The organism is Kytococcus schroeteri (assembly GCF_042433515.1).
GTDB lineage: Bacteria > Actinomycetota > Actinomycetes > Actinomycetales > Dermatophilaceae > Kytococcus > Kytococcus schroeteri.
The window spans coordinates 109086-122947 of sequence record NZ_JBHLVH010000002.1 but is presented as its reverse complement, the minus strand read 5'-3'; the positions used below and the strand labels follow the sequence as shown (position 1 = coordinate 122947).

Sequence of the window (13862 nt, the reverse complement as noted above, 5' to 3'; positions counted from 1 at the left end):
TGAGAAGGAGTTCTCGTGACTGCTGATGTTGTGATCGTCGGGCAGGGCTATGTCGGCCTCCCCCTGGCGCAGGAAGCGACCCGGGCCGGGCTGAAGGTGGTCGGCTACGACATCACCCAGTCGCTGGTGGACGCCCTGAACTCCGGGGTCTCCCACGTCGACGACCTCTCCGACGCCGACATCGCCGAGATGCTCGCCGCCGGCTACGAGGCCAGCACCGACGAGACCCGCATGGCCGGCGCCAAGACCATCGTGATCTGCGTGCCCACCCCCCTGTCCGACGAGGGCGGCCCCGACCTGCGCGCCGTCGAGGGCGCCACCGCCGCCATCGGCCGCAACCTCAAGCCCGGCACCACGGTCATCCTGGAGTCCACCACCTACCCGGGCACCACCGACGAGGTCGTCCGCCCGATCCTCGAGGAGCTCTCCGGCCTGACCGCCGGCAAGGACTTCCACCTGGCCTTCTCCCCCGAGCGCATCGACCCGGGCAACGAGAAGTTCGGCGCCAAGAACACCCCCAAGGTCGTCGGTGGCTTCACCCCCGAGGGCGGCGACGCCGCCGCGGCGTTCTACGAGCAGTTCGTCGACACCGTGGTCCGTGCCAAGGGCACCCGCGAGGCCGAGACCGCCAAGCTGCTGGAGAACACCTACCGGCACATCAACATCGCCCTGGTCAACGAGATGGCCCGCTTCTGCCACGACCTGGGCATCGACCTGTGGGACGTCATCGACGCCGCCAAGTCCAAGCCCTTCGGCTTCCAGGCCTTCTACCCCGGCCCGGGCGTCGGCGGCCACTGCATCCCGATCGACCCGAACTACCTGTCCCACAACGTGCGCTCCCGCCTGGGCTACCCCTTCCGCTTCGTGGAGCTCGCCCAGGAGATCAACTCCCAGATGCCCACCTACGTGGTCTCCCGCGCGCAGGACGCCCTGAACGAGGACGGCAAGGCCCTCAAGGGCGCCACCGTGCTGCTGCTGGGCGTCACCTACAAGCCGAACATCGCCGACCAGCGCGAGTCGCCGGCCGTGCCGCTGGCCAAGGCCCTCGCGGCCAAGGGCGCGAACGTCCAGTTCCACGACCCCAAGGTCGAGCAGTGGCGCGCCCTGGGCGACCAGGCCACCAAGGTCACCGACGCCCTGCAGGGCGTCAAGGACGCCGACCTGACCATCCTGGTGCAGAATCACAAGGAGTACGACGTGCAGGCCCTGGCCGAGGCGGCCACCCGCATGCTCGACACCCGCGGCGTCACCACCGACACCGAGACCAGCCAGCGCCTGTGACCCCCGACCCCGCCGGGGTCCCCACCGCCGGCGGAGGGCCGTCCCCCCAGACCCCCTCCGCCGGCGGTTCGCTGTCCTCGGCCGAGCTCGAGGCCATCGCGCGCGCCAACGGCCTGCGCCGCGTGGGCCACCGTCCCCCGCTGGGCGAGTACCTGCGCGACCTGTGGAGCCGCCGCCAGTTCCTGTGGACCCTCTCCACCGCGCAGGCCTACGCCAAGACGCAGGAGTCCCGCCTGGGCCAGGTGTGGGCGGTGCTCAACCCGGTGATGCTGGCCGGCGCCTACTTCCTGATCTTCGGCCTGCTGCTGGACACCCGCGGTGGCACCCAGAACTTCGTCGGCTTCCTCACCGCGGGCATCTTCACCTTCGTGTTCCTGTCCACGGTGATGAGCCAGGGCGCCCGGGCGGTCACCGGCTCCATGCAGCTGGTGCGCTCGTTGTCCTTCCCGCGCGTGCTGCTGCCCATCTCCAAGGTGACCACGGAGCTCATCGCCGCCGTGCCCACCTTCGCGGTGCTGCTGGTCATCATGCTGGCCACCGGGGAGCGGCCCGATGCCGAGTGGCTCCTCTTCCCCGTGGCCCTGCTGCTCATCGCGAGCATGTCGCTGGGCATCGGCATGGTCTTCGCGCGGCTGGTGCACGACTCGCGCGACGCCGCCAACCTCATCCCGCTGGTCATCCGCCTGCTGCGCTACGTCTCGGGCGTCTTCTACAGCGTGGACCACTACCTGGGCGCCGCCGGTGCCCCGCACTGGCTGGCCGTGGTGATGACCTACCAGCCGGTGGCCGTGATGATGACGCTGGTCCGCGAGAGCCTCCTGGGCGAGACCGCCGTGGACCCCGTCACCTGGCTGGCCGGCCTGTTCTGGGCCGTCGTGCTGCCGCTGGGCGGCCTCATCTGGTTCTGGCGGGGGGAGGGCACCTATGGACGCGGCTGAGCGGGTCCCCACGGTGGTGGTCGACCACGTCGACATCCACTACCGCATCTACGGCACGGGCGAGCACCGCGCCGCCCAGAACACCGGCGAGGGCCGCCGCAGCGCCCTGGCCCGCGCCGGGCACCGCATGGTCGGTGGTGGGCAGGACGAGGTGCACGCCGTGCGCGGCGTGAGCCTGGTGGCCCACCGCGGCGAGTCCATCGGCCTCATCGGCCGCAACGGCTCGGGCAAGTCCACCCTGCTGCGCGCCATCGCGGGCCTGCTGCCGCCCTCCTCGGGCCGCATCTGGGTGCAGGGGCGCAGCACGCTGCTGGGCGTCAACGCGGTGCTCATGCCCACGCTCTCGGGCGTGCGCAACATCCAGATCGGCTGCCAGGCCCTGGGCATGTCACGCCACGAGGTCGACGAGCGGCTGGACGACATCATCGCCTTCTCCGGCCTCGGCGACGCCGTGAACCTGCCGATGAAGGCCTACTCCTCGGGCATGGCCGCCCGCCTGCGCTTCGCCATCTCCACCGCGGTGGTCCCCGACGTGCTGGTCGTGGACGAGGCGCTGGCCACCGGTGACGCGGACTTCCGCGACCGCGCGCAGAAGCGCATCGCGGAGATCCGCGAGCAGGCAGGCACGGTGTTCATGGTGAGCCACTCCAACGCCATGATCCGCAAGCAGTGCGACCGCGCCATCTGGCTGGACTCCGGCGTCATCAAGCAGGACGGCCCGGTGGAGGAGGTCATGAAGGCCTACGAGAAGGCCGGCCCCGGGGCCCGGAAGCCTGCCGCCAAGAAGCCGCAGCAGAAGGCCCCGGCCAAGCCTGCCGCACAGCAGGGCCAGAAGCCCTCGCAGAAGCCCGCCCAGCCGCCCCAGGCCTGATCCCGTGCGCGTCCTCGTCGTCACCACGGTCCACCACCCCGGCGACGCCCGCATCCGGGAGCGCCAGGTGGCCGCTATGCTCGATGCGGGGTGGCGGGTCACGTACGCGGCCTCCTTCACCGCGCACGGCCTCCCGGTGCCCGACGGCAGCGGGGGCCTGGACGGCATCGACCTGCCGCGGGCCCAGGGGCGCCGCCGACTGCGCGCGCTGCTGGCCGCCGCCCACGTGGTGCGCACCGAGGGGTCCCTGCACGACGTGGTGCTCCTCCACGACCCGGAGCTGCTGCTCACCGTGCCCTTCTCCGGGGTGGCCGACCGCGTGGTCTGGGACGTCCACGAGGACCCGGCGGCCGCACTGCCCACGCGCTCCTACCTGCCCGGGCCCACCGGCACCTGGGCCGCGGCGGCCGTCCGCACCGTGGAGCGCCTGGCCGAACGTCGCCTCACCCTGCTGCTCGCCGAGCACGCCTACGCAGGACGTTTCACGGGAAACCACACGGTGGTGCCCAACACCGTCCCCTGCCCGGCCGAGGAGCCCCCCGCCCCGGGCACCGACCGCGTGGTCTACCTGGGCAACGTGACGCGCCTGCGCGGCAGCGACGAGCTCGTGGCCCTGGGCCGTGCCCTCCACGAGGCCACCGGCGGCACCTGCACGCTCCACGTCATCGGGCCCGCCACGGGCGAGTGCGCCGCGGACCTGGCCGCCGCCCACGAGCGTGGCCACCTGGTGCACCACGGCTTCGTGCCCAACGCCGAGGCCGCCCGCCTGCTCGACGGCGCCCTGGCCGGCGTGAGCCTGCTGGGCGACCTGCCCAACTTCCGCCACTCCATGCCCACCAAGGTGCTGGAGTACATGGCCCACGGCCTGCCCGTGGTCACCACGCCGCTGCCGCTGGCCGTGACCGAGGTGGAGGCCGCGGACTGCGGCGTGGTGGTGCCCTTCGGCCCGCAGGGCGTCGAGGAGGCCCTGGCGTCCCTCCTCGCCTGGCGCGAGGACGCCGCTGTCCGCACCGCGATGGGGGCCCGGGGACGCGCGCGGGCCGTCACCCACCACAGCTGGCAGGCGACGGCCCCGGTCTTCCTCGACGCACTGCGCCGCGCCGCCCGCTGAGGGGACGACGCGGCGCAACCGGTCGGTGCTCGGGCCTCAGGGGCGGCCGAGCCCCCGGTAGGTCCAGCCGGCGGCGCGCCAGGCCTCGGCGTCCAGGGCGTTGCGGCCGTCGATGACGGTGGGCCGGCCCACGATCTCCTTGAGCGCCGCGGGGTCCAACTCGCGGAACTCCTTCCACTCCGTCAGGTGCACCACGAGGTCGGCGCCGGTGATGGCGTCCTGCGCGGAGTCCGCGTAGGTGAGGGTCGGGTAGACCTTGGCCGCGTTGGCCATGCCCTTGGGGTCGAAGACGTGCACGTCGGCACCCGCCAGGTGCAGCTGGCCGGCCACGGCCAGCGCCGGGGAGTCGCGCACGTCGTCCGAGTTGGGCTTGAACGCCGCACCGAGCACCGCCACGCGGCGGCCGTGCAGGTCGCCGCCCAGCTCGCGGCGGGCCAGCTCCACCACGTGCTCGCGGCGGCGGGAGTTGATCTTGTCGATCTCGGCGAGGAACTCCAGCGCGTGCCCGGCCCCCAGCTCGCCCGCGCGGGCGGAGAAGGCACGGATGTCCTTGGGCAGGCAGCCACCGCCGAAGCCCACACCGGCGTTGAGGAACTTGCGGCCGATGCGGTCGTCGTGGCCGATGGCGTCGGCCAGCTTGGTGACGTCCGCGCCGGCGAACTCGCAGATCTCGGCCATCGCGTTGATGAACGAGATCTTGGTGGCCAGGAAGGAGTTGGCGGCCACCTTCACCAGCTCGGCGGTGGGCAGGTCGGTCACCACCACGGGCGTGCCGTCCTGCTCGATCGTCTGCGCGTACACCTCGCGCAGGACCTTCTCGGCGCGCTCGGAGGTCACGCCGAAGACCAGCCGGTCGGGGTGCAGCGTGTCCTGGACCGCGAAGCCCTCGCGGAGGAACTCCGGGTTCCACGCCAGCTCGGCGGTCACGCCCTCGGGGGTGTGCTCGGCCACGTACTCGGCCAGGCGCTGCGCGGTGCCCACCGGCACGGTGGACTTGCCGGCCACCAGCGCGCCGTCCTTGAGGTGCGGGGTGATGGAGGCGATCGCGGAGTCGATGTAGGTGAGGTCCGCGGCGTGGGAGTCGGCCTTCTGCGGCGTGCCCACCCCGATGAACACCACGTCGGCGTCGGAGATCTCGGAGAAGTCGGTGCTGAAGCGCAGCCGGCCGCTGGCCACCTGCTCGGCGAGGATGGGGTCGAACCCCGGCTCGTAGAACGGGCTCGTGCCGGACTGCAGCGCAGCGACCTTGGCCTCGTCGACGTCCACCCCGACCGTGTCGAAGCCCAGGTGGGCCATCCCGGCGGCGTGCACGGCCCCCAGGTAGCCGGTACCGATCACTGCAACGCGCATTCGCGTGCCTCCTTCGCCCTCACGGGCCCTCGCGGGTTCCGGCTCACGATATGCGATGCCGGGTGCCGGGCCGACGCGCACGCGGCCCCGCGCCCGGCGGTGGGAGAATCCCCACCATGAGCCAGCAGATCCTCTCCGAACTCGTCGCAGGTGTCGCCGCCGTCCACGTCACGGTCGGCCAGAAGGTGCAGGCCGGCACCGAAGTGGCGCTCCTGGAGTCCATGAAGATGGAGATCCCGGTGCTGGCCGAGGCCGACGGCACCGTCGAGGCCGTGCACGTGGCCCCCGGCGACGTCGTCCAGGAGGGCGACTCGCTCGTCGTCCTCTCGGACTGACCCCTCAGGCCTCGCGGGCCGCCCACCAGCGCCGCAGCTCGGCCTCCGCCGCCTCGGCACCCACCGGCCCGGCGTCGAGCCGGTACTGCAGTAGGTGGTCGTAGGCCTCGCCGAGCACCGGGCCCGGCGGGATGTCCAGCACCTGCATGATCTGGTGCCCGTTGAGCTCCGGGCGCACCGCCGCCAGCTCCTCCTCAGCCTGGATGCGGTCGATCCGCTCCTCCAGCGCGTCGTAGGTCTGCGCCAGGCGCCGCGCCTTGCGCTGGTTGCGCGTGGTGCAGTCGGCGCGGGTCAGCAGGTGCAGGCGGGAGAGCACCGGTCCGGCGTCGGTCACGTAGCGGCGCACCGCGGAGTCGGTCCACTCGCCCTCGCCGTAGCCGTGGAAGCGCAGGTGCAGCTCCACCAGGCGCACCACGTCGCGGATGGTGTCCTTGTCGTAGCGCAGGGCACGCAGCCGCTTGCGGGCCATCTTGGCGCCCACCACCTCGTGGTGGTGGAAGCTCACGCGCCCCCCGGGCAGGAAGCGGCGCGTCGGCGGCTTGCCGATGTCGTGCAGCAACGCGGCCAGGCGCAGCACGAGGTCGCGGTGCGGCACCTCCTCGGCGGCCCCCTCGCGCGGGCCCTCCAGGTCGATCGCCTGCTCCAGCACGATGAGGGAGTGCTCGTAGACGTCCTTGTGGCGGTGGTGCTCGTCGGTCTCCAGCTGCAGCGCGGGCAGCTCCGGCAGCACCTGCTCGGCCAGCCCGGTGTGCACGAACACCTCGAGCCCGGCGCGCGGCCGGTCGGCCAGCAGCAGCTTGGTGAGCTCGTCGCGCACCCGCTCGGCCGAGACGATCTCGATGCTGGCGGCCATCTCCTGCATCGCGCCCATCACCCGGGCCGAGGGCACCAGCCCCAGCTGCGCGGCGAAGCGGCAGGCCCGCATCATGCGCAGCGGGTCGTCGGCGAAGGACTCCTCGGGCACGGTGGGGGTGTCCAGCTCGCCCGCGGCGAGCGCCTCGAGCCCGCTGTGGGGGTCCACGAACTCCAGCTGCGGCAGGCGCAGCGCCATGGCGTTCACGGTGAAGTCCCGGCGCACCAGGTCGTCGGTGAGGCTCTCGCCGAAGCGCACCTCGGGCTTGCGGCTGGCGCGGTCGTACACGTCGGAGCGGTAGGTGGTGATCTCCACCATCTCCTCGCCCTTGCGCGCCCCGATGGTGCCGAAGGCGCGGCCGAGGTCCCAGGTGGCGTCCGCCCACCCCTCCAGCACGGCCTCGATGTCGTCGGGCCGGGCGTCGGTGGTGAGGTCCAGGTCGGGTGAGGTGCGACCGAGGAAGGCGTCGCGCACGGGCCCGCCCACGAGGGCCAGCTCGAAGCCGGCGGCGGCGAAGCGCTCCCCGAGCTCGCTGAGGAGCGGCATCACGGGAGCCAGGTGCTGCAGGGCACGCTGGAACAGCTCGGAGGTGGGGGTGTCGGTCACGGCAGGACAGTGCTCCTGGGTCGGGACGGGCGCGGCGCACGAGTCTACGGGGGGCCGCCCGGCAGGTCGGTCGGCAGACGTCCTCGCAGGTCAGGCCGCTACCATGTCCAGATGACTCTCTCGATGCATCACGCGGTGCAGTCGCCCCGGCGGCTGCCCTCGATGCGCGAGACCTCCGCCGGCGGGGTGGTCGTCACGGTGGAGCCCGGACGGGCCCGGCTGGCCCTCATCGCCCGCTTCAACCGCGCCCACCGCCTCGAGTGGTGCCTCCCCAAGGGCCACGTGGAGGCCGGTGAGACGCTCGTGGAGACGGCGGTCCGCGAGGTGGCCGAGGAGACCGGCATCCGGTCGCGCCCCGTGCTCACGCTGGGCACCATCGACTACTGGTTCTCCACCCCCGAGCGCCGCATCCACAAGCGGGTGCACCACTTCCTCCTCGAGGCGGTGGGCGGTCACCTCACGGTGGAGGAGGACCCGGACCACGAGGCCGTGGACGTGCAGTGGTTCGACCTCGCGCACGCGCACCGCACCCTGACCTTCCCCAACGAGCGACGCATCGCCCAGATGGCGTGGCGCCGGCTGTGCGGCGGCTGACCCGGCGGGGCCTGCGACTGGGGGTGGCCCTCGCGGCCGTGGGGGGTGCGCTCCTGCCCTCGGCCCTGCCCGCACCGGCGGCCACCGCCGCGCACCTCCCCTCCTCCTCGGTCACGGGACGCCACCTGCCCGCCGAGGCCGCGGCCGACCGCCCCCCGGTGGACCTGCGGGTCGACGAGGTGGCCCCGGGGTGGGTGACCGGGGGCCACGACGTGCGGCTCACCGCATCGCTCACCGCCGCCGACACCGAGGTGACAGACCTGCGCGTCACCCTCTCCACGGCCGCCCCGCTGGACAGCCGCAAGGAGGTGACCGCCTGGCTCGACGCCGGGGGCGGCGAGCGTCGGCGCGAGCAGGTGCGCAGCGCGGGACGCCTCAGCATCGGCGCCTCCCGCGAGGTGGCCCTCGACCTCACGAGCCCCACCGTGGACCGCCCCCGCGTGCTGCCGGTCTCCGTGGCCGTCTCCGGGGTGGTGGACGGCGAGCGACGCCTGCTCGACGTGCAGCGCACCGTCGTGCCCGTGCTGCCCGAGGGCGGGGTGGACCGGACCACCGCCCGCGTCGGCTGGGCGGTGGGGGCCACGGCTCCCCTGTCGGCCGCTCTCCTCGACGAGGAGGACGACGAGCGACGCGCGGCCTGGACCCGCGCCCTCGACCTCAGCGGGTCGGTGGCGGCCGCCACGGACCTCGGGGACCGCGTCACGCCCGTCGTGGACCCCGCGGTGGTGCCCCACCTCTCCGGTGACCGTGCCGACGCCCTGGGGACCTCCCGTGACGGTGCGTGGCGCCTGGTCCGGCACGCCGTGGACCCGCTCGACGTGGACCCCGCCCGGGAGGCCCTGTGGCGCCATGCCACCGCTCCGCAGGAGGGCGTGGAGCGTCCCCTGGTGCTGGACCTGAGCTCCAGCTCCGGACGGCAGGGCAGCGACGACCCCCGGCTGCACCGCCTCGTGGACGCCACCGCCGAGGACACCGTGGTGCTGGCCCCCTCCGGCTTCCGCGGCGAGGACACGGCCAGCGGTCGGGACGCCGCCGCGGACCCGGGCAACTGGTGGCGCGGCCACCGGGTGGGGTGGGTCGACCAGGCCTCGAGCCACCACCTCGGCGAGCAGGAGAGCGCACCTCAGGGCGACGCCGGCGGACGGGCGCTGCCCGGACAGGCCCTGCTGGGGCTCACGCTCCTGGCCGACGAGACCCGGGAGGCCCACGGTGCGGACCCGGGGCAGGTCCCCGACCTCGTGCTGGCCCCGGACCCGGCCCGCGTGGACGCCGCCGCCCTGCGGCACGCGGTGGACCTGGCCACTTCGGCCCCCTGGCTGCAGTCCGTGCCCGCCGCCGAGATGCTCGCGTGCACCCGGGACTGCCCCACCGAGGCGCCCGAGGGCACTGCCTCCTGGCCCGCCATCGAGCCGCGCACCCCGCGCCCCTCGCCGCGGGCCGAGCTGCCCTCCGTGACCGGGGACGCCGCGGCCCTCGCGGAGGTGGTCGACCGCGGGCCCACCGACCTGCTGCGCGACGGCCCGCTGGCCCAGCTCTCCACCGTCTGGGAGAACGAGGAGCAGCGCCAGCAGTCGTGGACGGAGCTGCACCGCACCACCGACGACCTCCTCCGCGCCCTCGACGTGGAGGACAGCACCGTGAACCTGCTGGCCGACGACGCCGAGCTGCGCGCCACCGTGGCCAACAGCAGCACCACCTCGTTCCACGACCTCCGCGTGGTGGTGCGGCCCGGCAACGACCGCGTCACCGCCGACCAGCCCGAGGGGTCCCTGGGGCTGGGGGCCCGTGGCCGGGCGAGCACCTCGTTCACCGCCCGCACCCACGCCGCCGGCCAGGTGCCGGTGCGCATCCTGGTCACCACCCCCGACGGCGGGCGCGTGCTGGCCCGCGGCGAGGTCACCGTGAACGCCCGGCCCGCCACCGGCTGGTGGTACACCGGCATCGGTATCGTGACCGCGCTCCTCATCGGGTTCGGCGCCTGGCGCACGGTGCGCCAGGTGCGGGCCGGAGCCACCCCACCGCCCTCCTGACCGTCCCAGACCGGAGACCCCCGTGAGCAACTCCTCCTCCGTGGGCCGCAACGCCGCCCTCATGGCCGCCGGCACGCTCACCTCCCGCGTGCTCGGACTGGTGCGCGTGGCCCTGCTGACCGCGGCGCTCGGTGCCGCCACCGACGTCGGCAACGCCTTCGACACGGCCAACCAGCTGCCCAACGTGCTGTTCATCATCATCGCCGGGGGTGTGCTCAACGCGGTGCTCGTGCCGCAGCTCACCAAGGCGATGCGCCACTCCGACGGCGGTCAGGACTTCACCGACCGGCTGCTCACCCTGGCGCTGGTCATCATGGGCGCACTCACCGTGGTGGCCGTGCTGGCCTCGCCGCTGCTCGTGGCGCTCTACGGGTCGGGCTACTCCCCGGAGACGGCGCGGCTCTCGGTCTTCTTCACGATGCTGTGCCTGCCGCAGATCTTCTTCTACGGCCTGTACACGCTGCTGGGGCAGGTGCTCACCAGCCGTGAGAACTTCGGCCCGTACATGTGGACGCCGGTGCTGGCCAACGTGGTGCAGATCGCCGGCATCGTGGCCTACCTGCTGGTCTTCCCGCGCGAGCCGCGGGTCGCCGACGTCACCTGGCCGATGGTCCTGCTGCTGGGCGGCAGTGCCACGCTCGGCATCGTCATCCAGGCCGTGGCACTGATCCCGCCGCTGCGCAAGGTCGGGTTCCGCTACCGGCCGCGCTGGGGCTTCCGCGGGGTGGGGCTGCGCTCGGCCTCCCAGGTGGCGATGTGGTCGCTGGCCACCATCGTCGTGGCCCAGTTGGGCGTCATGGCCAACAAGTCGGTCCTCTCGCACGCACCCCACGGCGTGGCCGGGCAGGCCGCCTACACCAGCGCCTTCCTCATCTTCATGCTGCCGCACAGCCTGGTGACGGTCAGCCTGCTCACGGCCATGTACCCGGCCATGTCGCGCCGCATCCACGACCGCGACATGGCCGGCGTGGCCGGCGACCTGCGCCGCGGCCTGCGCAGCACCACCGCGGCGGTCATGCCGCTGGCGGCCCTGCTGCTCGTGATGGGCCCGGCCGTGGCGGCGCTGATGTTCCCCTCGCAGACCACCAACACGGTGCGCGCCATCGGCTTCGCGGTCGGCGTCCTGGCCGTCGGACTGGTGCCCTACGCCGCCATCGCGCTCTTCCAGCGGGCGTACTACGCCTTCGAGGAGGGCTACAAGCCCTTCGTCATCCAGATCCTCTCCACCTGCCTCATCGTGGCGATGGCGCTCATCGCCCTGGGGCTGCCGCCGGAGAAGGTGCTGCTCGGCATCGCGCTGGCGCAGACGCTCTCGCAGTTCGGCGGTGCGGCCTTCTCCACCCTGCTCATCCGCCGCCGTGTGCCCGGGCTGGCGCTGGGCTCCCTCGTGGCCTTCTACGCGCGCCTGTCGGTGGCCAGTCTGGCCGCGGCGGCCACCGCCTGGGGTTCGATGCAGTGGGTGGCCCGCCGCACCGGCGCCGACGCCCTGGTCTTCGGCACGGACCTGTCCAACCACTGCGGGGGTCCCGGTGAGATCGCCTGCCGCGAGGTGCCCCGGGTGGCCGACCAGTTGCTGCCGGTGGCCTTCACGGCGCTGCAGGCCGGGCTGGTGTTCGTGGGGGTCTTCGCCCTGCTGGCCGCGCTGCTGCGCATCGACGAGGTCTCCGGCGTGGTGCAGCAGGTGGTGCGCCGCCTGAAGCGCGCCTGAGCCGCCCCTAGGGCCTCCTACACTCGCAGGACGCACCCCTGCGCCATCCCGACCGAAAGGACATCGTGCCCGCACTGCAGCCCGGTGACATCGTGAACGGCCGTTACGAGCTGCTGCACCCGGGGTCCCCGGTGCCGGGCGTGGAGCGCTGGATCGGCCGCGACACCACGCTGCACCGCCACGTGGACCTCTGGATCACCCCGGACGACCACCCGCTGGCCGCCGCCGCCCAGGACGCCGCCCGCCGCGCGGCCCTCGTGGAGGACGGGCGCCTGCCGCGCGTGCTCGACATCGGTGTGGAGGACGGCCTGCAGTGGGTCGTCACGCAGCACGACGCCCGCTCCCGGTCGCTCGTGGAGCTCGTGGAGGAGGGGCCGCTGCCCGCGCACGAGGCACGGCGGCTGGTGGGCGAGGCCGCCCTGGCCCTCGAGTTGGCCCGGCGCCACGGCGTGCACCACCTGGCGCTCACCCCGGAGTCGCTCCGGCGTGACGCCGACGGCGGGGTGGTGGTCACCGGGCTGGGTCTGGCCGCGGCCCTTGCGGGCACCGACTCCCTCGACGCCGACCGGGCCGCGCAGCGCGACACCCGCGGCCTGCTGGCGCTGCTGCACGCGGGGCTCACCGGCACCTGGGGCGGTGACACCGCCTCGGCCCTCCCACGCGCGGAGCGCGACGGCCTCGGTGTCGTGCGCCCCTCCGAGGTGGTGGACCACGTGCCGCACGACCTCGACGAGCTCTGCTCCCACCTGGGCCTCGGGGGGCACCCCGTCCTCAACGGGCAGGAGGTCCGCACCCCCGGCGAGCTCGCGGAGGTCCTGGCCCCGTGGAACAGCAGCACCGTCCCCGGGCGGGGCCGGCGGAGGGACCGCGGTGCGGCCTCGGACACCACCCGTGCCGTGCCGGCGGCCGGCGCCGTGACCACCGCCGTCCCCGCGGCGGGCCCCGAGCAGAGCGGGAGCACCCCCGAGGAGACGACTGCGGACGCGCCGACCACGACCATCCCCGTGGTGGGGGCTGCTGCGGCCTCGGCGGCCGCGTCCGGTCAGGCCTCCTCGGCGTCCGGCCCGGAGGCCACGGGTGCCGCTGCCGGCGAGGCCGTCGACGCCGAGGCGCCGGAGGCAACGCACACCGACAGCACCGAGGAGGGTCCTCAGGACCGTCCCGCCGCCGCAGCCGCGGGTGGAACCGGTGGCCCGGGGCGCACGCAGCTGCTGGTCGCCGGCCTCGGGGCCCTGGGGGCAGCGGCCGCCCTGGCCCTGCTCGCGCTCGGCGCGCCCCACCTCCTGGGCGGCGACGACGCCGAGGACAGCGCGGCCCCCACGAGCACCACCCAGCCGGGTTCTCCCGCGCCGGCGGAGCCCGCCCCGGAGGACACACCGACCCCGACGGCCTCCTCGCCGCAGGACGTCACGCCCTCACCGGACGACACCACCGGTCAGGGTGACGAGCCGTCCCCGGACTCCGGCACGCCCTCGCAGACCGACGGGCCCACCGGCACCGAGCCTGCAGACACGGCCACGGACGGCGACACTCCTACGCCCACCACGCAGGACACGGCATCCGACTCCCCGGAGCCCACCACGGCCCCGGCGCCCACGCCGACGACGCCGTCCCCCGAGGCGCCCGAGAGCCCCACCACCACGCGCGAGACGCGGCCTTCACCGTCCGAATCGCCCTCTGCCAGCGCACCGTCCAGCGAAGGCAGTGCTCCGGGCAAGCCCTACCGGCTCCACGGGATCATCGGCTACGACCCCTTCCACGACGGTGACGAGCACACCGACTGGACCCACCGCATCAACAACCCGGCCACCGACCTCGCGTGGTCCACGCACAAGTACGACCACCCGCCGTTCGGTGGCTACACCGACGCGCTGGGCCTGCGCGTCGACCTCGGTGACCTGCGGACCGTGCACGCCGTCGACATCGGCATGCCGCAGGGCGACTGGACCTACGAGGTCCGCGTCGGCCCCAGCCAGGACGTGGGCCGTGCCGTGACCATCGGCGGACGCCGTGGCGGTGGCGACGTCACGTGGACCGCCGAGAAGCCCGTCCAGGGCCGCTACGTCTTCGTGTGGTTCACCGGCACGGGGCAGGGGCCCGACGGCAAGTGGTCGGCCCAGCTCAAGGACATCACCGTCCGCTGACCCCCTCGCCCGCCACCCCGGGGCCATGAGGTCCCCGCGGA

General features: G+C 73.8%; 11 protein-coding genes. 9 read left to right on the top strand and 2 right to left on the bottom strand.

The window, feature by feature from the left end; translation table 11 throughout:
- The first annotated feature begins 15 nt into the window (after positions 1-15).
- Genes ACFFHC_RS01240 through ACFFHC_RS01225 form a run of 4 tightly spaced genes read left to right on the top strand, consistent with a single transcriptional unit; the run spans position 16 to position 4201 of the window.
- Positions 16-1281 (top strand): nucleotide sugar dehydrogenase, encoded by a 1266-nt coding sequence (locus ACFFHC_RS01240; protein ID WP_070703759.1) that lies wholly within the window; start codon positions 16-18, stop codon positions 1279-1281.
- On the top strand, positions 1278-2219 hold the full coding sequence (locus ACFFHC_RS01235) for an ABC transporter permease (protein WP_070703757.1): 942 nt from the start codon (positions 1278-1280) through the stop codon (positions 2217-2219). Before ACFFHC_RS01240 ends, ACFFHC_RS01235 begins: the two co-directional genes overlap by 4 nt.
- Positions 2206-3090, top strand: a complete 885-nt coding sequence (locus ACFFHC_RS01230) for an ABC transporter ATP-binding protein (protein WP_070703755.1) — start codon at positions 2206-2208, stop codon at positions 3088-3090. Before ACFFHC_RS01235 ends, ACFFHC_RS01230 begins: the two co-directional genes overlap by 14 nt.
- Positions 3091-3094: 4 nt before the next feature.
- The gene (locus ACFFHC_RS01225; protein ID WP_101849164.1) at positions 3095-4201 is read left to right on the top strand and encodes a glycosyltransferase family 4 protein; all 1107 of its coding nucleotides are present in this window, start codon (positions 3095-3097) and stop codon (positions 4199-4201) included.
- 36 nt (positions 4202-4237) lie between these two features.
- Here the strand turns inward: ACFFHC_RS01225 and ACFFHC_RS01220 are convergent, their stop codons facing one another.
- Positions 4238-5551, bottom strand: coding sequence for a UDP-glucose dehydrogenase family protein (locus ACFFHC_RS01220; RefSeq protein ID WP_070705074.1), 1314 nt, complete (start codon positions 5549-5551; stop codon positions 4238-4240).
- Positions 5552-5667: 116 nt separating this feature from the next.
- Between ACFFHC_RS01220 and ACFFHC_RS01215 the strand changes: the two genes are divergently transcribed.
- Positions 5668-5886 carry a biotin/lipoyl-binding carrier protein gene (locus ACFFHC_RS01215; protein WP_070705070.1) on the top strand — a complete coding sequence of 73 codons (219 nt, stop codon included), beginning with the start codon at positions 5668-5670 and terminating at the stop codon, positions 5884-5886.
- Between the two features lie 4 nt (positions 5887-5890).
- On the opposite strand, the gene ACFFHC_RS01210 is transcribed toward ACFFHC_RS01215, so the two are convergent.
- Positions 5891-7345 carry a CCA tRNA nucleotidyltransferase gene (locus ACFFHC_RS01210; RefSeq protein WP_379802564.1) on the bottom strand — a complete coding sequence of 485 codons (1455 nt, stop codon included), beginning with the start codon at positions 7343-7345 and terminating at the stop codon, positions 5891-5893.
- 111 nt (positions 7346-7456) lie between these two features.
- On the opposite strand from ACFFHC_RS01210, the gene ACFFHC_RS01205 reads away from it, so the two are divergent.
- From ACFFHC_RS01205 to ACFFHC_RS01190, 4 genes are all read left to right on the top strand, one after another.
- Positions 7457-7939, top strand: a complete 483-nt coding sequence (locus ACFFHC_RS01205) for an NUDIX hydrolase (protein ID WP_070705064.1) — start codon at positions 7457-7459, stop codon at positions 7937-7939.
- Positions 7927-9969 carry a hypothetical protein gene (locus tag ACFFHC_RS01200; protein ID WP_379802563.1) on the top strand — a complete coding sequence of 681 codons (2043 nt, stop codon included), beginning with the start codon at positions 7927-7929 and terminating at the stop codon, positions 9967-9969. Before ACFFHC_RS01205 ends, ACFFHC_RS01200 begins: the two co-directional genes overlap by 13 nt.
- Positions 9970-9991: 22 nt before the next feature.
- Positions 9992-11677 carry a murein biosynthesis integral membrane protein MurJ gene (murJ, locus tag ACFFHC_RS01195; protein ID WP_379802562.1) on the top strand — a complete coding sequence of 562 codons (1686 nt, stop codon included), beginning with the start codon at positions 9992-9994 and terminating at the stop codon, positions 11675-11677.
- A 65-nt stretch (positions 11678-11742) separates the two neighbouring features.
- Complete coding sequence (locus tag ACFFHC_RS01190; RefSeq protein ID WP_379802561.1) at positions 11743-13821, top strand: hypothetical protein; 2079 nt, start codon at positions 11743-11745, stop codon at positions 13819-13821.
- Positions 13822-13862: the final 41 nt, after the last annotated feature.